The sequence below is a fragment of the Algoriphagus sp. NF genome, assembly GCF_028823735.1.
GTDB lineage: Bacteria > Bacteroidota > Bacteroidia > Cytophagales > Cyclobacteriaceae > Algoriphagus > Algoriphagus marincola.
Genome location: NZ_JAPEIB010000006.1, coordinates 126,822 through 148,986 on the forward strand (window position 1 = coordinate 126,822; position 22,165 = coordinate 148,986).

Consider the following 22,165-nt stretch of genomic DNA (forward strand, 5'->3'; position numbering starts at 1 on the left):
ACTTCACATTCCTGCCGCCTGCACGTCAGTCTCCTGATATTTAGAAGGGCACTTCATCAGGATTTTATCTGCAATAAATATCTCTTCATTTTTGTAGGACCCGATTACCACTACGGATTCAGATCTGGTAAAGTCGGCCGGGACAGGTTCATTATAAAAGACCTCTTGCTCCGTACCCTCATTGTCCACCAATACAAAGGTAAATGAGGTTTTATCCTCTCGGACTTGAAGGCCCTGAACTTCTCCCTGCGCATCTTTTTTAAGTTGCCCTACCACATGAATGGCTTTTTCATCGCCATCTTTTTTCATTTCTAGAGCTGTATTGAAGGTCTCATAGCTACTCGCATCGCCAATAGAGGTCATGATGATCACAATTGCGACAGCGATGATGCCTATACCTACCAAGTGTCCTTTCTTCATCTTATTTTTGAGTAATAGATTTTTCGATTTTTGTAATCTTCCGCTCAGTGCTTACAAGGTAAACCGTAATTCCAGCGAAGATGATTCCAATTATTCCCACTAAAACATAGATTTTTCCATCTTCACGCATCTTATCAGCCATGTCTATGCTGTTGTTGGAATAGTCCGACTCAGTCACAGGAATCTTCTCTTGTGCTACTACGTGCAAACTGACAAAAAGGAGGAATAAAGCGAGGTATTTTTTCATTTTCAGGAATTGATCAGTTGATCTTCAAGTACTCTTTGCACCCTACGCATTCTGACGCGGACAGTTGCGATCCAAGCTCCAAAAAGTGTCCATCCAATTATTGCGGGATAAAACACCATTCTCAATTTGGAATCAAGATCGTAAGCATTGAAGCCGGGATTTCCACCATTTCCGGGATGCAGACTATCCGTCAGTCGAGGTAGAACAAATATCAACGGGATAAAAGCTGCAAAAGCAAAGATGTTGTAAATCGCACCTATTCTGGCCCTTTGCTGCATATCGGTCAGGGAATTGCGAAGAATTAAATAGGCAAAATACATCAGCAATCCGATAGCAGAAGCATTTTGCTTTGGATCGCCACTCCAGTAGTCTCCCCAGGTAAATTTGGCCCAGAGCATTCCAGTCGTGATTCCCAAAACTCCAAATAGAATCGCCGCATTGGTGAACTCGATGGCTAGATCATCGAAGCGAAGATCATTGCTTCTGAGATATCGCACACTGTAGTAAACAGAAACCATCAGCATCAGGATCATCCCAAACCACATGGTCACATGGAAATGCAATGCCCGAATCGTTTCATTCAAAATGGGTAATCGGGGTACATCCATCAGTAGGCCTGCAGTGATCGTGTACAGAAGAAGTGCAACGGCCAGAATTTTCCACCAGGATTGGCGCATAGGGTAATTTGGCTTTTTCAAGCGCAAAAATAAGGCATAAGTTTCTGAATTCGTTGTCTTTTGTCACAAAAGACAAAAGGTCACACTAGTTTTAGCCTGACCTTTCGATTGAATCTTTCTATATCTTATTCGTTTGGTGTGAGCGGATTACCTTTTCGGATCAACCCATCCGGTAATTCTCCCTCTGTACTGGCCACGATGGTACAAACGGTAGCATCACCTGTTACATTGACCACCGTCCTAAACATATCCAATATTCGATCCGGGGCAATAATCAAGGCAATACCTGCGGCAGGCACTCCAATTGATTCCAACACGATAATTAACATAATCAAGCCCGCCCCCGGAACTCCTGCCGAGCCAATCGATGCCAAGGTAGCTGTCAGAACGATCATCAACTGCTGAGTAAGGGTCAAATCCATTCCCAAGGCCTGAGCAATAAAAACTGCAGCTACTCCCTGATAAAGGCTGGTTCCGTCCATATTCACCGTGGCTCCAAGTGGTAACACAAAGCTGGAAACCTCTTCCGATACCCCAATCTCCTCCTCGACCTGCTTCATGGTGACTGGTAGTGTCGCAGAGCTGGAACTCGTGGAAAATGCCAAAAGCTGTGCAGGCCGAATCGCTTTGAAAAAATCCAAATACTTCACCTTGGTAAAAGAGATCAAAATCATCGGATAGACAACCATTACCATCAATAGCAAGCCTCCCGTCACGACCAGGCTGTATTTCAACAAGGCCAAAAGTAACTCCACAGCCGAATCGGGATTGTCTCCTGCTATCTCTACGATGAGTGATGCCATCAAGGCAAAAACACCATAAGGAGCAATCATCATGATGTAATTGACGATCTGAATGATCACATCGTTGAAGCCATCGAAGAAAGCGATGACTGGATTCCCCTTTTCCTTTGGGATCTGAAGAAGCGCAATTCCCACAATGATTGCGAAGAAAACAACCTGAAGCATCGCTCCGTTGTCAGTGGTGGCTAGGAAGAAATTTTGGGGTACAATGTCTACCAAAGGTTGCAGAGGACTCTGCTCCTGAAGCTGCGCAGCTTGACCGACCCGAGCTCCAGCATCACCTTCATACATTTGCATCAAACTTTCTCTTGTTTCGATAGGTAAACTTTTGCCTGGCTTAAAAACATTGACCAAGATCAACCCTGTGGAGATAGCCACCACTGTGGTGATCAGATAAGTCGCAATAGTTTTACCTCCTATTCGGCTTAATTTGGAAATATCACCCAAATTGGAAACTCCTACGATCAAAGATGCCAACACCAGCGGTACCGCGATCATTTTTAGAGCATTGATGAAGATGGTCCCAACTGGCTTGATGTAATCGAGTGTAAATGAATTGGGGATATCGGTTTTGATCACTACCAATCCAAAAACCAGTCCAAGGACCAATCCTATGATGATTTTGGTGTGCAAGGGTATTTTCTTCTTCATCCAGCTTGGGTTTATATATCTTGAATTTTATCGCTTTTTGCTAATAATAAGTAATCCGCTATGACCAAGGCGCCCATAGCCTCTACGATAGGAACAGCTCTTGGAACTACACAAGGATCGTGTCTCCCCTTACCCGAAACAGTGACATTTTCTCCTGACTCATTAACAGATTCCTGATCCTGCATGATGGTTGCCACCGGCTTGAAAGCTACCCGAAAATAAATGTCTTCCCCATTACTGATTCCACCCTGAATACCTCCGGAATGATTGGTAGTGGTGCGCACACGATCTCCTTCTTTGACAAAACTGTCATTGTGTTGGGAGCCACGCATTTTTACTCCTTCAAAGCCACTCCCATATTCAAATCCCTTGACTGCATTGATACTGAGCATTGCCTTGCCCAGCTCTGCATGCAAACGATCAAAAACCGGTTCACCAAGGCCGGGAGGGGTATTTTGAATGACACAAGAAATCACTCCTCCAATGGTATCTCGATCTTTTCGAACAGAGTCAATCAGCGAAATCATTTCCTCTGCAATTTCTGGATCTGGACAGCGCACGATATTATTTTCGGTCTGAGTAAGATCCAGCTCCTGATAGTTTTTTTCTAAAGTCAAATCTCCAACCTGAGAGACATAGGCCTGAACGGAAATCCCTTTAGCCTTCAATAGCATTTTGGCAATAGCTCCTGCCGCTACCCTTGCAGCTGTTTCCCTTGCTGAACTTCGGCCTCCACCGCGGTAATCACGAAGCCCATATTTTTCAAAATAGGTGTAATCTGCATGGGAAGGGCGAAATTTATCCGAAATATGCGAATAGTCTTTACTCTTCTGATCAGCATTTCGGATCACGATCCCGATCGGAGTACCAGTGCTTTTTCCCTCAAAAACCCCAGAAAGAATCTCGATCTCATCCTCTTCTCGTCTCTGGGTAGTGATTTTGGATTGCCCTGGCTTTCGACGTTGCATTTCCTGCCGGATAAATTCCTCATCGATAGCTAGTCCCGCCGGGCATCCTTCTATAGTCACGCCCAAAGCTTTGCCATGAGACTCCCCGAAAGTGGTGATCTTAAAAAGCTTTCCAAATGAATTACCCATTGTTTTTACGAAGTATAATGATTGCCAGTAGTATCAGCACTGCTAGCAGGAGTACATTAATGGCGGTGCCAAAATAGTATTTATATCGCTCGTTTGAAAACTCATTATCCTCCGTGCCTATTCGGTCATAGACCCCTCCCAGTCGCTGATTTGAAATCGCCTGATTGGTCTTGCTCTCGCCTACGACCCGAATTTGTGCAGCTGGCTTGAGCGTATCATAGGCCGCCTGCTCAGGATCAAAATAAATCCATTCGAAATGATTGGCTAGATTGACATCACCAGGCTCATTGATTGTCAGGTAATAAGAAAATTCCTTGATCCCCGAAACTCTTCCATATCCGCGGTTGATTTGCTGACGGACATTCGGGTCATAGGTATTGAGGTTTGCACCAGAAATGAGTTTGGGAGCAGGAAGTGAATTGATATTTCCTACACCGGTCACTCCAAAATTGTAATTAAAGCCTTGTCCAGTTTCGACCTCCAAGTCTGTGATATTTTCCCGCAGTTGGAACTGTCCTACAGCCACTTCATTTCGTAGCGGATGCGGAGGCAAAGGCTTCACCGTGACTGTCTTTGGAGACGAGTAAAAGGTCTTGAAATCTTCCTGTCTGCTTGCCCCAAAGAAAGATGGATTGCGTGCAACCCGGTATTTGATCATTTCCCAAGGAATACTTGGGATCTCTATCGTGCCTTCGGAAAATGGGAAGAATGTAGCCTCGTAGACCTTGTATCGTACCCAGCGTTTGCCATTGATCGTGACTTGCTCTGGTTCTATATTGGTGATGTTGTAATTTTCCTCCCAGGCATTTGAAGGCTTGATTTGTTTCAAGACCTTATCCAACTGCTCTCCTGGCTTGTAGAAATTGAAAGGAGCTTGATTGGTCTCTGACATGTAGAAAGCCAAAGCTACGGTAAAACCTTCTCGGGCGTAAATTTCCTCCTTATCTACTGTTACAGAGAAAAAAGCTTCATCATCCAGTTCAATGTATTCCGGCTCCTCCTCAGCTCTCCCAAAAAAATCGGAGAAGGGGTCGAAAAGCCCACCACTTCGTCCACTGCCTTGATTGGACACAGCATCAGTTACCGTAATCTTTTTTCCTTGGAAATCGAAATTTTGCCCATTGATATTGATAGAAAAGGAAGGCAACTGAAACTCCCCTTTTTTGGTAGGCTTGTAATACTGAATAATACTGTTGGAGCTTGTTACTTGCCCATTGATCACATTCATGGAGGATGACTGCGAAACCCCTTGTTTTTGGAATCCCGGTATGTCAGGAAATTGATCGTAGGATTTGATTTTTTCGTTGGCTACACTTATTTTAATGGTGAATGTTTCATTCAGCCCAATTTGATCAGACCCTAGCTCAACAGTAACCTCTTGAGCTACAACTTTCCCAGCAAAAAAGGAAAGGACGAATACCAAAACAGAAGTTAGTAGCGTTTTAGTCATGGTTGCGAAATTAAGGATTAATCCCAATCAGGGTAGCTTATTTTACGCAACAACGGAGGAAAAGCCTCCGTATGGTAAATAAATCTCTTAATTAACCTTAAACTCTTTTAGCTATGATAGAATATGTAAAGACCATTTTGCAGAAAGTGAGTTTCTCGAGATATCTTTTCGAGAAAGAACTGCGCAAGGGCCTGAGACTTATTTTACCCGCTGAGTTGATGGAGTTTCGAGATTGGTGTTATCGGATGTTTGGAAAAACACACGAACCCATACTCAATCGGTACTTCTTACCGGCCCTTTAGAGAACAAACATTCCCGCCTCGTGCGGGATTTTTTTTCAAGACTCCTGAATTTTCACAAGCTCGGTTTAAAATCAATCATTTCCTCCGCTCAAATTCTTTTTTAGCCCCATCCAAAAACTCCACAAAAGCCTGCACATCCGTATCGTAGGCCCTGGGTTTTGCGACAAGTGCCTCATCATGATCCAAAATCACATAATAAGGCTGAGCATTATTCTGAAAACGGGTGATCTGAAAATCAGCATTCTGTTTACCCAGCGTTTTTTTTACCTTCCCGTCATATTCGGAGGTGTACCACTCAGTCTCAGGAAGCTCCAATCGCTCATCGATGTAGAGCGCCACCATCACAAAATCCTCCTTTAATCGTCTCAAGACTTCCGGGTCCACCCATACATTCTCTTCCATCTTCCGGCAATTCACACAGCCATGCCCCGTAAAATCAATCAATAGGGGTTTGTCCGCAGCCTTGGCTGCTCTGAGTGCCTGATCATAATCAAAGTAACCTTTGATCCCATGAGGGATCTCCAGCAAATCCGCGTATTTGACCGACTCATCCAAAGCATATCCTGCATCATCTGCCACAGCAACCGAACCCCCAACCTTGAACTGCTGTGAAGTCAGTGGCGGCAAATACCCACTTAGGTACTTCAAAGGAGCTCCCCAAAGCCCAGGGATCATATACAAGGCGATCATCCAGCTGAATAAAGCCAGTAGAAGTCTAGGTACACCGAGATATTCCAATGGAGAATCGTGAGGTAGCCTGATTTTGCCAAGCAAATAAAGCCCCAAAGCAAAGAAGATCACAATATGAATGACCAAGAACACATCCCTGTCCAAAATCCCCCAATGATAAACCTGGTCTGCAATAGACAGGAATTTGAAGGCTAAAGCCAATTCCAAAAATCCTAAAACCACTTTTACCGAATTGAGCCAACCTCCGGACTTAGGAAGACTGCTCATCCAGCCTGGGAAGACAGCAAAAAGGGTAAATGGTATCGCAAATGCTAGTGAGAAAGAGAACATTCCCAAAACAGGCTTGATCAATTCCCCTCCAGCAGATGAGATCAAAATTGATCCAACAATCGGTCCGGTACAGGAAAATGAAACCAAAACCAGTGTAAAGGCCATAAAGAAAATACCAATCAAGCCTCCTTTTTCTGATTTGGCATCTATCTTATTGACAAAGCCCGATGGAAGGGTAATCTCAAATAATCCCAGAAATGCCAGAGCAAAAAAGATGAATATTCCAAAAAAGAATAAATTCGGAAGCCAATGAGTGGCCAGCCAATTGGCAAACTCAGGTCCTTGAATGGCTGCCACTGCAGTACCGGCTATGGTATAAATTCCAATGATTGAGAGGCCATAAATAAATCCATTTCGGATTCCGGCGGCTTTCGATTTTGCCCTTCCGGTAAAAAAACTCACCGTCATAGGAATCATCGGAAAGACGCAAGGCGTTACCAGCGCAGCAAGTCCGGCCAAAAAAGCCAAAATCATAAAGCCCCAAAGACTTTCTTCCACATCGCCCTCCGGTTCAAAACTCACCTGGACTTCAGAATCTTCTATCCCACTAGATTCACCTGAATCTACCGAATTGAATAGGTCCGAAGTATTTTGGGAAGTGTCAACCGCATCTGAATCCTCTCCCTTGTCAACAGTCGGTTCTGATGTATTTTCGCTAGCAAGAATTTGGCCTCCCGTTACGGTCAGCTCAATGGAGATATCCTCTTCATAATTGATGCATTGCCCTGTAAGGTCAGAGCACATCTGATATTCCAATACACCTTGGATAGTTCCTGATTTTTTGGCTAAGATTTTTTGCTCAAAGAGTCCAGAACCCATGAAATAGGTAATATCTCCTTCCCAAATTTCATCATATTTCTCCTTGGCATCTACTTCCTGCAAACTGCCAATTCGGTCAAAACTCTCGGAATCTTCCATAATTAAAGTCGTCACCAAAGGGCCTAAATCCGGATCGAATCCAGTCCCATAGATATACCAACCAATCGGAATTTTTGCCTCCAATCGTAAGACAGCCTCCTCTCCGGCATTGGGTTGAGCAGGTGAAACACTCACCGTCCATTCCGGTGGAGAGATTATCTGGGCTTTGGCAAGGAAGCTGACCGAAAAGAGCCCAATTAGCAAAATGCTTTTCAGCCAAATGGAAAATTGATTCATACCAAGCTATCAGGTTAGCATAGAAAAGGAAAATGAAGGAAAGATAGTTCGCAATTAGGATTGACTCATCTGACGGAAGTATCGGAAAAAGGCTGCAATAGTCTCAATTCCTATGAAATAATTCTGAACCCCATAATGCTCATTGGGAGAGTGAAGTGCATCCGTATCCAAACCAAAACCGAAAAGAATGGGGTCAGATCCCAATTCCTTCTGGAAAAGCGCTACAATCGGAATGGAACCACCCTCTCGAGTAGGAATAGGTCGCTTTCCGAAAGTCTCTTCCATCGCAGCTTCAGCAGCTTTATAGCCAATGGAGGTATCGGAAACCACCGCAGGTGAACCTCCATGATGACTTTTCACTTTTACCTTCACCGGTTTTGGTGCCAAAGAGCGGAAGTGATCTTCAAAAAGTTTGGCAATCTCTTTCCAGTCCTGATCTGGCACCAATCGCATCGAAATTTTTGCATAAGCTTTGGAAGGGAGGACGGTCTTTGCACCCTCACCTATATAACCTCCCCAGATTCCATTGACATCCAAAGTTGGCCGGATTCCCACGCGCTCAATCGTCGTATAGCCCTTCTCCCCATGAACTTCATCGACTTCAAGCTTGGCCTTGTACTCTTCTAAGTCAAAAGGAGCTTCATTCAATCTACTACGCTGCTCAGCAGTCAGTTCCTGCACCTTGTCATAAAAGCCCGGTATGGTGATATGCTCATTTTCATCTTTCAGCGAACCAATCATCTTGGCCAAAACATTTATAGGATTTGCGACAGCTCCTCCATAGGTACCTGAGTGCAGATCTCTATTGGGGCCAGTTACTTCCACCTCCATATAAGTCAATCCACGGAGCCCTACTGTGATCGAAGGATCTTGCATGGAAATCATATGCGTATCTGAAATCAGAATGACATCAGATTTTAATTTCTCCTTGTTAGCCAAAACAAAGCCTTCCAGATTGTCAGAACCTACTTCCTCTTCCCCCTCAATCATAAATTTGACATTGCAGGGCAAATCACCTGCTGCCATCATGGCTTCAAAAGCTTTCACATGCATGTAAAACTGCCCTTTGTCATCAGCCGAGCCTCGGGCGAAAATCGCTCCTTCCGGATGATTTGCAGTCTTTTTGATCACCGGCTCAAAAGGCGGGGAATCCCAAAGCTCATAAGGATCTGCCGGCTGCACATCATAATGTCCGTAAACAAGAACAGTGGGAAGATTGGGGTCTATAATTTTTTCCCCATAAACAATCGGATAGCCTGGGGTTTCGCAAATTTCGACCACATCCGCACCTGCCTTCTCCAAACTCTCTTTTACAAATTCGGCTGCTTTGAAAACATCCTCTTTGAATTTAGGGTCGGCACTGACGGAAGGAATCCTCAATAGGTCGAGGAGTTCGTTTAAAAATCGATCTTTATTTTCTTGAATTATTTGATTGACTGACATGAGCTTACTTTGTTGAATGTCCCCAAAATTATCTGATTCGGGAGGAAATGCCTATTTTCCACCGACCTTTTCTCAGTGACAAAAAATACAGAAAGCAATGAAGGCAGTTATTTGCGAAAAATTTGGACTTCCTGAAACCCTCAAATACGGAGAACTACCTGATCCAACTCCCGGCCCTAGCCAAGTACTGATCCAAGTCGATGCCTGTGGGGTCAACTTTCCGGATGTCCTCATCATCCAAAACAAATATCAATTCAAACCTGAATTACCCTTTTCGCCGGGCGGAGAAGTCGCTGGAATAGTTATTGAAATTGGTAGCGAGGTAAAAAACGTCCAAGTTGGAGATAGCGTTTTGGCACTTTGCGGCTGGGGTGGCTTCGCTGAAAAAGTAGCTGTGGATTCCGACCGGGTATTCAAACTTCCATCTGGTCTTCCTTCCGAGATTGCGGCCACGACTCTCTACACCTATGGCACCTCTTATCATGCCTTGAAGGACCGTGCAAATCTACAGCCCGGAGAAACCTTGCTGGTATTGGGTGCGGCGGGAGGAGTAGGCCTCGCGGCAGTAGAGCTGGGAAAAACGATGGGAGCAAAAGTCATCGCAGCAGCCTCTTCCGAGGAAAAACTGGCTCTTTGTAAGGAAAAAGGAGCTGAACTAACCATTAATTATCAAAAAGAAGACCTGAAGGCTCACATCAAAGAACTAACTCAAGGCAAAGGAGTGGATGTGGTCTATGATCCTGTGGGTGGCGAATACACCGAAGCCGCTTTGCGTGGAATGGCTTGGAAGGGACGTTATCTCATCGTCGGCTTTGCCAATGGGGAAATTCCGAAAATCCCGATGAATCTGCCCCTCCTGAAAGGTTGCTCTATAGTCGGAGTATTTTGGGGGCAATTTTCAAAACTTGAGCCTGAATTGAGTTTTCAGAATATCGCTCAATTGATGCAATGGATAAAGCAAGAAAAGATTTCTCAGCATATCGGAGGAAAGTATTCGCTTGAAGAAGCACCAAAAGCTTTGAATGCGATCTTGGAGCGAAAAATGCTGGGTAAGGGAGTGGTAATTGTGAAAAAGTAGATTTTTAAGCTTCCATGAATAATTACAAGATCCATGAAATTCAAGCTTCTGATTTGAAAATGCTACATCGTTTTGCACGTGCCTGCTTTGTGGATACCTACGCCAGTCAAAACACGCCGGAGAACATGGATCTCTACCTTCGGGATGAGTTTTCCGAAGAACGAATCTTGCAACTTCTGACTGATTCCGAAATCAAATTCTTTTTTGTCAAACTGGAAAACAAGGTGGTCGGATACATTCAACTCAATTGGGGAAAAGCGCAAAGTGAAACGTTGGATTCTTCCTTAGAAATCGCCCGAATCTACGTGGACAAGGGATTTCAGGGAAGAGGAATTGGGGCATTACTTTTAAAACAAGCTTATGATTTAGGAAAGGTGCTGGGATTGGATTGGCTCTGGCTTGGTGTATGGGAAAAGAATACCAAAGCAATCAAATTTTACCAAAAAAACAGATTTCAGATTTTCGACCAACATGTTTTCAAACTAGGCAATGATGAGCAGCTGGATTGGATGATGCGGAGGCCGCTGATAGGAACCTAATTATTTTGTAGAATCTAGAACCAGCGAGGATTTTTCATTACTGCTTTTCTTGGAATCATGTAAAAACCAAGGGAAAATTCATGTGAATTGCTTCTGAAGTCTTGAAGAACATTCAAATTATGGTCGTAAGCATAGCCCAAACGTAACCGGTCTGTGATGAAGACCTCTAGGATTCCCGCTATAGCATTTCTATTCGACAGGTTGTCTTGCAAGTTTTCATTCCAAATTTTAAGATTCGACCGGTAAGCAGCTCCAAACCATATTCTTTCATAAAAAAGAAACATCACATTGGTGTCCACATTAGTTGGGGCACCTTTTACTTCTTTAAATAAAATATTGGGTTTAAAGGCTACCTGATCCGAAATATTAAACAATGCTCCGAATGTCAAGAAATAGTGGAAATCATGATATGCCAACGCGAGGTCTTCACGTTCTAAGGATTTGCGACCGATCATATTGAAAACACTAAACCCAGCGTAGAATGTAGGAGTATGAAAAAACAATCCGGAATTTAAATTAGGTGTAAACATATTCAGAGTTCCATCAGGGATTTCTGGATCATTAGGGTCGTTTGGATCCAAAAGGCTCCCGTCAATCTTATATTCTGAAATTCCAAAACTTGCTCCGAGACCCAGAAAGCTTTCTTTTCCCAATTGTATTCGATAAGCATATGTGAGCATTCCCGAAAAAGTATTCGTGGGCCCGATTTCATCACTTAGTATAGAAAGGCCAAATCCCATCGTTCCTTCATTTGCGCTTAAATCTGCTGTCAATGAAAAGGTAGAAGGGGAGCCTGGGAAATTCAGCCATTGACTACGATATGTAGACTGAATGTAAGGTTCCCCTTTATACCCAGCATACCCGGGGTTGATATGAAGCCCATTAAAAATATACTGACTAAACTGAGGAAGCTGCTGAGCCTTCAGACTTGAATTCAAGAGGATCAATACCATTCCAAGAAGGAAAAAAGATTTCATCATAGCTCTCATACTTTAACGTTTGATTACTTGAATCCAGCCCTGGAATACAAATTCTTCATTGGAAGAATTCTTAGCCTTAAGAACATAGAAATAGGTTCCTGGACTCAGGCCTTCGGCAGACCAATTGTTCTGATAATCGTCTACTTCTAATACAGAATCACCCAATCTGTTAAAAATAACCAATCTATTCTCGGTGAACTTATGAAGACCTTTGATCTCAAATTCATCGTTGAATCCGTCTGAATTCGGAGTAATCACATTTGTAATTCTAAATGCTCGGATTTCATCTGTCACTGAATCTTGATTATTACTCATATCAATATCTACACCTTCAGATTCGATTGAAACCACGTTGGTTACCATTCCTGGGTCTCTGGCTTTAACTTTGATTTGAATAACAACTTCAGATCCACTTGGAAGGAAAGGAATTTCCCAAGTGAGTACACTACCAGAAACAACAGGTGTAATCACTATTTGAGGATCGCTGATTCGGATAATTTCCTCACTGATTCGCTGCACTCCACTTGGCAACTCATCCCGTATGACCACTCCTTTGGCTGGAGTCTCTCCCAAGTTTTGAATCAAAATCTCATATACAAATTCATCTCCTTCAAAGATTTCCGTCGCCAAAGTCGATTTTTGAACAGAAATCTCAACTCGGTCTTCTTCCAACTCCACAGTAATGGTTGCTTCATCCTGATTTGTTTCAAATCCAACCTGACTAATTCTATATATCAATCGGAAAATACCCGGTTCATTTAGACCTGGAATCAATATCAGATTTCCTTCATCATCAAAACTTACGCCGACTAAACCACCTGCATCAATCAATTCAATAATGATATCTGCCGGATCAGGACTGGATCCACCCACCAAATCATTATTCAACACATTGCCTAATGATCCAGCAAAACTCAATGGGAATACTCCAAACTCATCATTATTTGCAATGATTTCAAACGGAATAAAATTAGAGGTTGCAAATCCATTAGCTTCAATTAGTTCAGAACCAAAATAACTGCCACTTACAAAAGCCGTATTCGTAAAGAATCCACGTTGAACATCTTCAGCTTTTATAGTGTATGTAGTAGACAGTGTAATCGTCTGATTAACATCAAGCTTCTCTATCTCTTCAGACAAACCAGTTAATGGATCCTCAACGACAATATCTCGAATGGTGATATTTCCGGTATTTTCAATTTCCAACTGGTAATTGATTACATCTCCAACTTTGCTAAAGGTGCTTTCTTCAGCAATTTTTCTCAATTCAACTTGTGGATTTGCTAAAGCAAATGAAACCGCCTGTGCATCCGCACTCACCACCGTCTGGTTCGGATCCGTGCCGCTCGCCGTGCCCGTGTTCAGTACACGGCCGCTGTCAAGGTCCTGCTGGGTCACCGTGTAGCTCGTCGTCACACTCTGGCTCTCGCCCGGTGACAAGCTGCCCACGTTCTGCGTCAGTCCGGTCAGCGGATCAGTGATCGTTACATCGGTCAGCGTCTCGTTGCCCGTGTTCACCGCCGTCAGCGTATAGGTCAACACCTCGCCTACCTGGCTGTATTCCTTCTTGTCCGATACCTTGATCAAGCCGATGCCCGGATTCTGGATCGCAGTCGCTGTCGCACTCGCTGTTGCGTTAGCCGTCTGCTGGCTCGGGGAGGTACCCGTCACGCTTGCCGTGTTCACCACCTGACCGGCGTCCACATCCTGCTGGATAACCGTGTACTGCTCGTTGACCGTCGCCTTCTGACCCGGTGTCAGCGTTCCGATTGTTTGGCTCAAACCAGTCAACGGATCGGTGATCGTCACATCGGTCAGCGTCACGTTGCCCGTGTTCTCTACCGTCAATTGATAGGTCAATACATCACCCGCCTGATCGTAGGCGCCCGGTGTCACTGTCTTGCTCAGACTGATAGCCGGGGTCTGAACCGCATTCGCCACCGCCTGCGCATCCGCGCTCACCACCGTCTGGTTCGGATCCGTGCCACTCGCCGTGCCTGTGTTCAGTACACGGCCGCTGTCAAGGTCCTGCTGGGTAACCGTGTAGCTCGTCGTCACACTCTGGCTCTCGTCCGGTGACAAGCTGCCCACGTTCTGCGTCAGTCCGGTCAGCGGATCAGTGATCGTTACATCGGTCAGCGTCTCGTTGCCCGTGTTCACCGCCGTCAGCGTATAGGTCAACACCTCGCCTACCTGGCTGTATTCCTTCTTGTCCGATACCTTGATCAAGCCGATGCCCGGATTCTGGATCGCGGTAACAAGTGCTGTGTCTATTCTTGTGATCGAATTTCCGAATGGATCAAGCCCAGTAATAGTAGCTGTATTCAACACCTCTCCAGAATCAACATCTTGTTGGGAAGTCTGATAAACTACCGTTAGAGTTTTTGCTTGTCCAGGGGCAATCGATCCTATACTACTATCGGTAGCAGTAAGTGGGTCTGTTAATTGTAATGAATTAAGGGTCAAATTGCCCGTATTTGTTATCGTAAGGGTATAAGTGATTTGGTCCCCTGCTTGATCAAAAATTCTTGGGATTGCAATTTTCTCAAACAACAAATCAGGATTTTGAACGGCATTCATGACTACCGTATCAGAATCACTAACCCCTTGTGAACCTGGATCTAAGCCGCTAACTGTGGCTGTATTTTTTACCTCTCCCGCATCTAAATCCCCTTGTGTAATTACATAGTTTGATTGAATACTGATAGACTCTCCAGGAATGAAATCCCCCAAATTCTGACTCAATCCGGTAAGCGGATCAACCAAATTCAAATCCGTTAAGGTGACATTTCCAGAGTTTGTAACAGTCAAATCATAGGTAATATCTTCTCCAACAGATGAATACGATTGAGCAGATGCAGTCTTTATCAGAGTCAACGCAGGATTTTGAACTGCATTGATTAACAAGGTATCAGCATCTCTTAAAATTGAATTGGTGGGATCCTCTGCTGAAAGACTTGCTACATTTCTAATAAAGCCTTGGTCCAAATCAGATTGTTTAACTGTGTAAGTACCCGATGTGGTATAGCTAGCACCTGGGCTTAATGGCTGAACCGATTCAGTAAGATTAATTAATGGATCACTTAGAACAATATTTGAAAGCGTTGTATTACCTGTATTTGTAAGCTCTAGGCTATACGTAATAATCTCACCTAATTGATTGAAGTCATTTTTATCAGCAGTTTTCACAATGGAAATTGATGAAGACTGAATCGCTGATGCCAACGATACTGCCGAAGAACTCAATATTTGATTATTTGGATCGGTTCCTGAAACGATAGCAGTATTAATTACCTTTCCTGCATCGATATCTGCTTGTGAAACAAAATAGGACGTGGTGATTGTCTGAGTTTCACCAGGCAATAAGATCCCTACTACTTGATTTAGGTTGGTAAGCGGATCAACAACAGTTACATCGGAAAGAGTTTCATTTCCAGTATTTGATACAATAATGGTAAACTCAACCTCATCCCCCGGTAGAGAATAATTACCAGGAGTGACGGTCGACTTGATGATACCAATACCAGGATTTTGAACTGCTGTAGCTGTAGCACTTGCACTATCAGAAACATCAAGCCCGTTAGGATCAAGTGCAGTTACTGAAGCTGTATTAATCACAGACCCATTGTCAATATCGGATTGCTTTATCTGATAGGCTTCGGTCACAGTGATTTTTTGACCCGGTGTCAGAGTCCCAATGGCTTGGTTGGTATTTGTCAATGGATCTATCACTACCACATCACTTAAGGTGAGGTTGCCCGTATTGGAAATTTCAAGCTGATAGGTAATGATGTCCCCTACCTGATCATAGGTAGTTGGGGTAGCCGTTTTGGTTATATCTATACTTGGGGCTTGGTTTGCCGTAGCGATAGAACTAGCAGATGCTCTGACTTTTTTACTATTTGGATCCAAACCAAGCACAGAAGCTGAATTATCAACCTGTCCTGCATCTACATCTGCTTGGGTAACGGTGTAATTTGTGGAAACAGCGACGCTATCTCCAGGATTCATGGTTCCCAAGCTTTGAACGAGCCCAGTTAACGGATCCTGCAATCTGACCTTGAACAAGGTTTCATTACCCGTGTTTTTCACCACTAAATCAAAATTCAACACATCCCCTACATTTGAATAGAAAGGTGTGGTTGTTGTTTTTGTAAGGCCTAAGCCAGGATTTTGAATAGCAGTAACAATTACCCTCGAACTATCCTGATAATCCGTTTTATCTGGGCTCTTCGCACTTACAAAAGCCGTATTGATTACTTCCCCGCGGTCAATATCAAGCTGAGTAATGGTATAACTTTCATTGAGGGTAAGAACCTTCTTAGGTACTAAAATTCCAAGATTTCGATCCAAACCTGTAAGTGGATCAGTCACGCGAATGGAATTCATGGTCACATTTCCGGTATTTCGAATCTTGAGCACATACCGAATAACATCCCCTACCTGATCATAAGTAGTAGGAATAGCTGATTTGGTGATTTCAATTTCAGGATTCAGTTGGGCTGTAATTGTTTCCGACTCGGAAACTCGAATGGTATTGCCTAGCGGATCAAGTCCCTCCACAATACCGGTATTTACAAATTGTCCTTTATCAAGATCTTGCTGAGTAATTCTGTAGGTAGTTGAAATAGCTATTGATTGACCAGGAGACAAGATTCCAATGTTTTGATTCAATCCAGTCAATGGATCTCTTATAACAACATTGTCCAAGGTCACATTTCCTGTATTTTCTACTCGCAAATCAAAGGTGATTAACTCTCCATTTTGTGAGTAGGAATTACTTTGACTGGTTTTTGTCAGACTTAGGGCAGGACTTTGAATAGCGTTGGCGATAGAAGCTGCACTAGCTACTAAGGACTGGCTATTAGGATCCAAACCACTAACAGAGGCTGTGTTTGTAACTTGACCTGTATCAAGATCAGCTTGAGTAATGGTATAAGTAGTAACCAAAGTTTGACTTTGTCCCGGACTGATGGTTCCCAGATTTTGATCCAAATTAGTCAGTGGATCTTTTACCGTAACATCGGTTAAGGTTTCATTTCCTGTATTACTTACCTCTAAGGTGAAGGATAAAATATCACCAACCTGACTGTAAGTCGGCGTTGTAGTCACCTTAGTCAACGCAATCCCCGGATTTTGTTGGGCACCGATCACATAAGTGTCAGAAGCCACCAGCTTTTGATTGGCTGGGTCAAAGGCCTGAACATTTGCAGTATTCAAAATAAACCCACCATCAATATCGGCTTGCGTTACGGCATAGGTCTCATTGATCACCTGACTGCTTTGTGGTGCGAGGGATACAAAAGTTTGATTGAGCCCAGTCAGCGGATCCGTGATCACCAAATTTCGCAAAGTCACATTACCGGTATTCTTAACAGTCAAACGATAGGTGATTATATCTCCTACTTGGTCATAAGAATTTGGTGAACCTGTCTTGGTAAACTCTATTTTGCCATTTTGAATAGCAGGTACCGTTGCCGAAGCTGTTGCTGAAATTGAGTTGGAATTAGAATCCAATCCAGCCACTTCTGCGGTATTGACAACCGAACCAGCATCCAAATCTGCCTGAGTAATTTGATAAATTTCTGTGATTGAGAATGATTGACCTGGATCAAGGTTACCAATATTTTGATTTGTGCCTGTCAACGGATCTGAAACGACCAAATTGAAAAGCGTGACATTCCCTGAATTGGTAGCTTCTATAGTATAGGTAATCAAATCGCCTACCTGATCGTAATCCGAAACATTTGCTGTCTTTGCCAAACTCAAAGCAGGTCTCTGAACAGCCTGACTTCTGACAGCATCCTTATCAGATACAGTCAAACTTCCTGGAGTTGTTGCCGAGACATAAGCCAAATTCGTGATTTCACCAATATTCATGTCGGTAAGTGTGGCCAGATAAGTAGTTGGGATGTTCACAACCTGACCTGGTGAAAGCGAAGGAATTATCTGATCCAACTTGGTCAAAGGATCTGTAACACGCACATTGGTCAAGGTGACATTACCGGTATTGGTAACTAATAATTCATACCGTAAAGTGAATCCGGAAACATCATAGGTAGGAGTCGAAGTAACTTTTTCAATTTTTACCGCACCATTTCGAATGGCAAATGCAGTTGCCTCATCTTTCGCAGAGACTGGTCTCGCTTGAGGAGTGTTCTCCACACCTTCCACAGTGGCAAGATTCACTATTTTACCCGCATCAATATCTGCTTGAGTGATCACATAACTTGTCGGAACCACTACATTGGCACCAGGCTGCAAATTACCGATATTGCTATCCAAGCCTGTCAAAGCATCGATCAATCGAACATTGTCAATGGTTACGTTTCCAATATTGCTTACCGTGATCTCAAAGTCTACTTGCTCTCCTACTGAAGAATATGATTTGTTTAATGCGACTTTATTGATATCCAATGCTCCCAAATCTTCAATGGTCACATAGGCTACATCATTGACGCTTACAATACTGGAATCAGGAGCAATTCCTGTAACAGTCGCCGTATTAATAACAACCTGACCATCTACATCATCCTGAGATAAGGTATAATCAAAGCTAAATGTTTGACTTGCACCAGGGGCTAGTGTTCCCACCGATTGATTGAAAGAAACTCTAGGATCATCAAGCACCACACCTGTAAGGGTGACATTACCTATATTGGTTACAACAAAAGTATAGGTCACAACTTCACCAGCCGCTTTGAAGGTAGTTTGACTTACCGTTTTCTCCAGCTCTAAGGCAGGCCCTTGAAGTGCCTGAATATTTAAAGTATCCGCTCCATCAATAGCTAAGTTAAATGGATCTTGACCAGCTACTCTAGCAATATTTTCAATATAGCCTAGATCCAAATCTGCTTGATTTACCGTATAAGTAGTAGTGAAAGATTGACTAGCATTTGGTGCCAAAGTAAATGGAGGTGAAGAAACAAAGCCTGTCAAATTATCCTCCACCACTAGGTCGGACAAGGTCACATTTCCAGTGTTGGTCACCTCAAGGGAATAGGTAATTATCTCTCCAACTGCCTGAACATTGATTTTATCTGCTGCTTTTGTAAAGTTTAGGGAAGGACTTGATGTGCCTTGAACCGTTACCGAACTTTGATCTTGGACAGTATTCGAACTAGGATCTGTCGCGCTAACTGTAGCCGTATTTATAACCGAACCATTGTCCAAATCAGCCTGTGTTACAAAATAACTAACCGTGATTGTTTGACTAGCGCCAGGAATAAGCGTTCCTACATTCTGATTTGTCTGAGTCAAAGGATCCTCAACAGTGACAGACGTCAAGGTCACATTGCCTGTATTGGTAACTTCAATTTCGTATTCCAACAAATCATTTACTGCGACATAGGTAGAGGTAAGCGCTGTTTTGACTATCTCAATTCCAGGATTTTGAACGGCATTGATTGTCAGCGCATCTGTAACCTCTATAGTGACTGCATTAGGATCTACCGCATCCACTATTGCAGTATTCGTCAAGTCTCCTGCATCCAGGTCTTGTTGGGTCACAAGATGAGTAGTTTTGACTGTTTTAGTATCTCCCGGAGACAATGTGCCCAGATTACTGTTTACTCCTGTAAGTGGATCAGAAACAAGTAAATTTTTCAAGGTAACGTTTCCAGAATTACTGATAGTAAGGGTATAAGTAATCGGCTCACCCAAGGTCGAATAACTTGATTTATCAGCTGTTTTCTGAAGAGTCAATTGCGGATTCTGTACTGCTCTCACTGTATCGATCGCTGTGGTAGAAATAGACTGATTACTAGGATCTGTAGCGGATACACTTGCGGTATTACTTACATATCCTCTATCCAAATCCTGCTGCGTAATTCTATAAGTAGCCGTAACTGGAATGGAAACTCCTGAAATAATTGGACCCAAGTTTTGATTTAGTCCAGTCAATGGATCCGTAATGGTCACATTCGATAGGGTAACGTTCCCGGTATTTCGAACTTCCAAACTATAAGTAATCTCTTCGCCTACCTGAGAATAGGTAGCTGGATTTCCACTTTTAGTCAAAAGGATACCATTATTTTGTCTGGATAGAATAGTAATGGAAGCCTGATTGGTTACTTGAACATTTGAAGGAGAAGCTCCAGAAACAGAAACAAAATTTGTCACGCTTCCAGCATCCAAATCAGACTGCTTTATGGTATAAGTAAAAGTAAAGGATTGAGAAGTCCCTGGCGCCAAAGAAGTCAAGGCTGGTATTGTAATTCCTGACAGCGGTTCAGAAATAGTAACATTCGATAAGGTGACATTTCCAGTATTTGTCACAACCGTTTCAAAAGTCAACACATCACCTAATGCTGAATAGGGATTAGGGCCAGATTGCAAACTTGTCTGAACATTGATTGAAGGCGATACATTAGCAGTAGAAACTTCAATATCTTTCGCCGTTAATACCGTCGCCTGAGGCGAGGCTTCTACCCCACTTACGTTCACCTCGTTGACTACCTTGCCCGCATCCAAATCTGGTTGAGTGACAGAATAACCGGTAGTTAGGGTCGTACTCTCTCCAGGAGCAAGACTAGGAATGGTAGAACTAAAGCCAGTCAGATTATCCGTAACCTGAATGGTATTGACTGTGATATTTCCAACATTTCTAACTAGAATATCATAATTGAGCGTTTCTCCAGCTTGGGAATACGTTTTCTCTTTGACTTTTATAATTACCTCTAATGCTCCTTGATCCTGACCTACAACGTAGGCAGAAGCAGTTGCATCTACTACCACATCGGAAGGAGATTTTCCGGAGACTGTAGCTGTGTTTATCACAATCTGGGAATTTACATCTGCTTGAGTGATGGTATAATCAGAAGTAAAAGTTTGCGTTTCACCCGGAGCCAGAATACCGATGGACTGATTGAAATTGATTCGGGCATCGGAAAGAATCACTTCTTTGAGTGTCACATTACCATTATTGGTTACCGTGAAGGTATAGGTGACTATTTCTCCAGCATTGATAAAAGAATTCGTACTGACTGTCTTATCCAGATCCAAGGCTATTGCTTGCTGACCTACGACCGTCACAGAAGAAGTAACATCATTTAGAGTACCTCCAGATGGAGTACCACTGGCAGTTGCCACATTAGTTACACTACCCGCATCTATATCATTTTGATTTACGATGTAGATAGCATTATAGGTCCATGATTCACCTACATCCAAAAGGCCATTTGAATTAGTATCACCTGAGCTTAATGTAGGACCAGATGTTACCGTTGGGTCTTCAACTTTTACATTACTGATAGTAACGTTTCCAGTATTTTGTAAGCCCATCTGATAAACTATAGTATCCCCCACTGCCCCATAAGTAGCAGGATTACTTGCCACAATCTTTATAAAATCAATTGCAGCATTTTGTACTGCCGATATAGTAATCGAATCAGAAATATCAGCAAGGTTTCCTCCAGAAGGGATGCCTGAAGCAGAAGCAATATTGGTAATACTTCCAGCATCCAAGTCCGCTTGTGTTACCGTATAAGAGCCTTGATATACCCATGTCTCTCCAACTTCAAGCACACTTTTATTTCCTCCATCTCCACTTACCAATACTGGTGGAGATAACAATAGATTATCAGCAAGACTCACATTGCTTATGCTGACATTACCTGTATTGGACAATTGGAATTCATAAGGAATCACCTCGCCTACTTGAGAATAACCCGTTGCTGTCGTCGACTTTGTCAAGGTCCAAGCTGGACTTTGTATAGCAATAACCGTTACGGTATCTGAAGCAGGTGTAGGCGAACCAGCTGCCGAATTACCTGTAGCTTGAGCAATGTTGGTGAAGAATCCAGCATCCATATCTGCTTGGGTGGTTCGATATGGAGTTACATATTCCCAAAGCTCTCCAGGACTAAGAATTTGATCTCCGCCTATATCGGTAGACAGATTGATTCCAGGTTCTCTATTTATAGAAATATCGAATAGTCTGACATTGGTTATCGGAACATTTCCAGTATTAGTCAAAACAAACTTGTATACCAATGGCTGTCCTGCAGCATTAAAGCTAGGACTGGCTGATTCTTTTTTCAATGTCCAAGTAGGGTTACCCGGACCGGTAACTATCGTAAAGACCGCATTATTTGGAAGATTGACTCCATTAAATAAAGCAACAGAATTGGTAAAGGAAGAAGCGTCTACCACAGTAGGACTTCCATCCGTAAAATCTCCATTTCCATCAGTGTCGATGAGTAGCTTAATCTCATTTGTCTGGGTAGCAGTAATAGCTATCCCGGATAGATCAACGCTAAGCTGAATTGTTCCTGGATCTCCAGTCCGCTGCACTTTCCATTCT

General features: G+C 43.2%; 13 protein-coding genes. 3 read left to right on the forward strand and 10 right to left on the reverse strand.

The window, feature by feature from the left end; genetic code table 11:
* Positions 1-3: 3 nt before the first annotated feature.
* The 6 genes from OU792_RS04540 to OU792_RS04565 all read right to left on the reverse strand — a co-directional run bounded on the left by OU792_RS04540 (position 4) and on the right by OU792_RS04565 (position 5,345).
* Positions 4-420 carry a cytochrome c maturation protein CcmE domain-containing protein gene (locus OU792_RS04540; RefSeq protein WP_134199028.1) on the reverse strand — a complete coding sequence of 139 codons (417 nt, stop codon included), beginning with the start codon at positions 418-420 and terminating at the stop codon, positions 4-6.
* Between the two features lies 1 nt (position 421).
* Positions 422-667 (reverse strand): CcmD family protein, encoded by a 246-nt coding sequence (locus OU792_RS04545; RefSeq protein ID WP_134199026.1) that lies wholly within the window; start codon positions 665-667, stop codon positions 422-424.
* Positions 668-669: 2 nt separating this feature from the next.
* Entirely contained in the window at positions 670-1,344 is a 675-nt protein-coding gene (gene ccsA / locus OU792_RS04550) for a cytochrome c biogenesis protein CcsA (RefSeq protein WP_024284010.1), read from the reverse strand.
* A 125-nt stretch (positions 1,345-1,469) separates the two neighbouring features.
* Entirely contained in the window at positions 1,470-2,798 is a 1,329-nt protein-coding gene (locus OU792_RS04555; RefSeq protein ID WP_134199024.1) for a dicarboxylate/amino acid:cation symporter, read from the reverse strand.
* 11 nt (positions 2,799-2,809) lie between these two features.
* A complete protein-coding gene (aroC, locus tag OU792_RS04560) occupies positions 2,810-3,895 on the reverse strand; it encodes a chorismate synthase (protein WP_274669591.1) in 1,086 nt (361 codons plus the stop codon).
* The gene (locus tag OU792_RS04565) at positions 3,888-5,345 is read right to left on the reverse strand and encodes a BatD family protein (RefSeq protein WP_222584186.1); all 1,458 of its coding nucleotides are present in this window, start codon (positions 5,343-5,345) and stop codon (positions 3,888-3,890) included. The genes aroC and OU792_RS04565 overlap by 8 nt, the downstream gene beginning before the upstream one ends.
* 113 nt (positions 5,346-5,458) lie before the next feature.
* Here OU792_RS04565 and OU792_RS04570 point away from each other — a divergent pair, with 113 nt between their 5' ends.
* A complete protein-coding gene (locus OU792_RS04570) occupies positions 5,459-5,647 on the forward strand; it encodes a hypothetical protein (RefSeq protein WP_026946687.1) in 189 nt (62 codons plus the stop codon).
* A 75-nt stretch (positions 5,648-5,722) separates the two neighbouring features.
* Here the strand turns inward: OU792_RS04570 and OU792_RS04575 are convergent, their stop codons facing one another.
* Both OU792_RS04575 and OU792_RS04580 read right to left on the reverse strand, forming a co-directional pair.
* Positions 5,723-7,822, reverse strand: a complete 2,100-nt coding sequence (locus OU792_RS04575; protein WP_274669592.1) for a protein-disulfide reductase DsbD family protein — start codon at positions 7,820-7,822, stop codon at positions 5,723-5,725.
* Positions 7,823-7,876: 54 nt separating this feature from the next.
* Complete coding sequence (locus OU792_RS04580) at positions 7,877-9,265, reverse strand: dipeptidase (RefSeq protein WP_274669593.1); 1,389 nt, start codon at positions 9,263-9,265, stop codon at positions 7,877-7,879.
* A 97-nt stretch (positions 9,266-9,362) separates the two neighbouring features.
* On the opposite strand from OU792_RS04580, the gene OU792_RS04585 reads away from it, so the two are divergent.
* Together OU792_RS04585 and OU792_RS04590 are read left to right on the forward strand one after the other, a co-directional pair.
* Entirely contained in the window at positions 9,363-10,343 is a 981-nt protein-coding gene (locus OU792_RS04585; protein WP_274669594.1) for an NADPH:quinone oxidoreductase family protein, read from the forward strand.
* A 14-nt stretch (positions 10,344-10,357) separates the two neighbouring features.
* On the forward strand, positions 10,358-10,882 hold the full coding sequence (locus OU792_RS04590) for a GNAT family N-acetyltransferase (RefSeq protein WP_274669595.1): 525 nt from the start codon (positions 10,358-10,360) through the stop codon (positions 10,880-10,882).
* A 14-nt stretch (positions 10,883-10,896) separates the two neighbouring features.
* On the opposite strand, the gene OU792_RS04595 is transcribed toward OU792_RS04590, so the two are convergent.
* Together OU792_RS04595 and OU792_RS04600 are read right to left on the reverse strand one after the other, a co-directional pair.
* A complete protein-coding gene (locus OU792_RS04595) occupies positions 10,897-11,862 on the reverse strand; it encodes a PorP/SprF family type IX secretion system membrane protein (RefSeq protein ID WP_446698876.1) in 966 nt (321 codons plus the stop codon).
* 12 nt (positions 11,863-11,874) lie between these two features.
* The gene (locus OU792_RS04600; protein WP_274669596.1) at positions 11,875-22,155 is read right to left on the reverse strand and encodes a DUF7507 domain-containing protein; all 10,281 of its coding nucleotides are present in this window, start codon (positions 22,153-22,155) and stop codon (positions 11,875-11,877) included.
* Between the last annotated feature and the right edge of the window lie 10 nt (positions 22,156-22,165).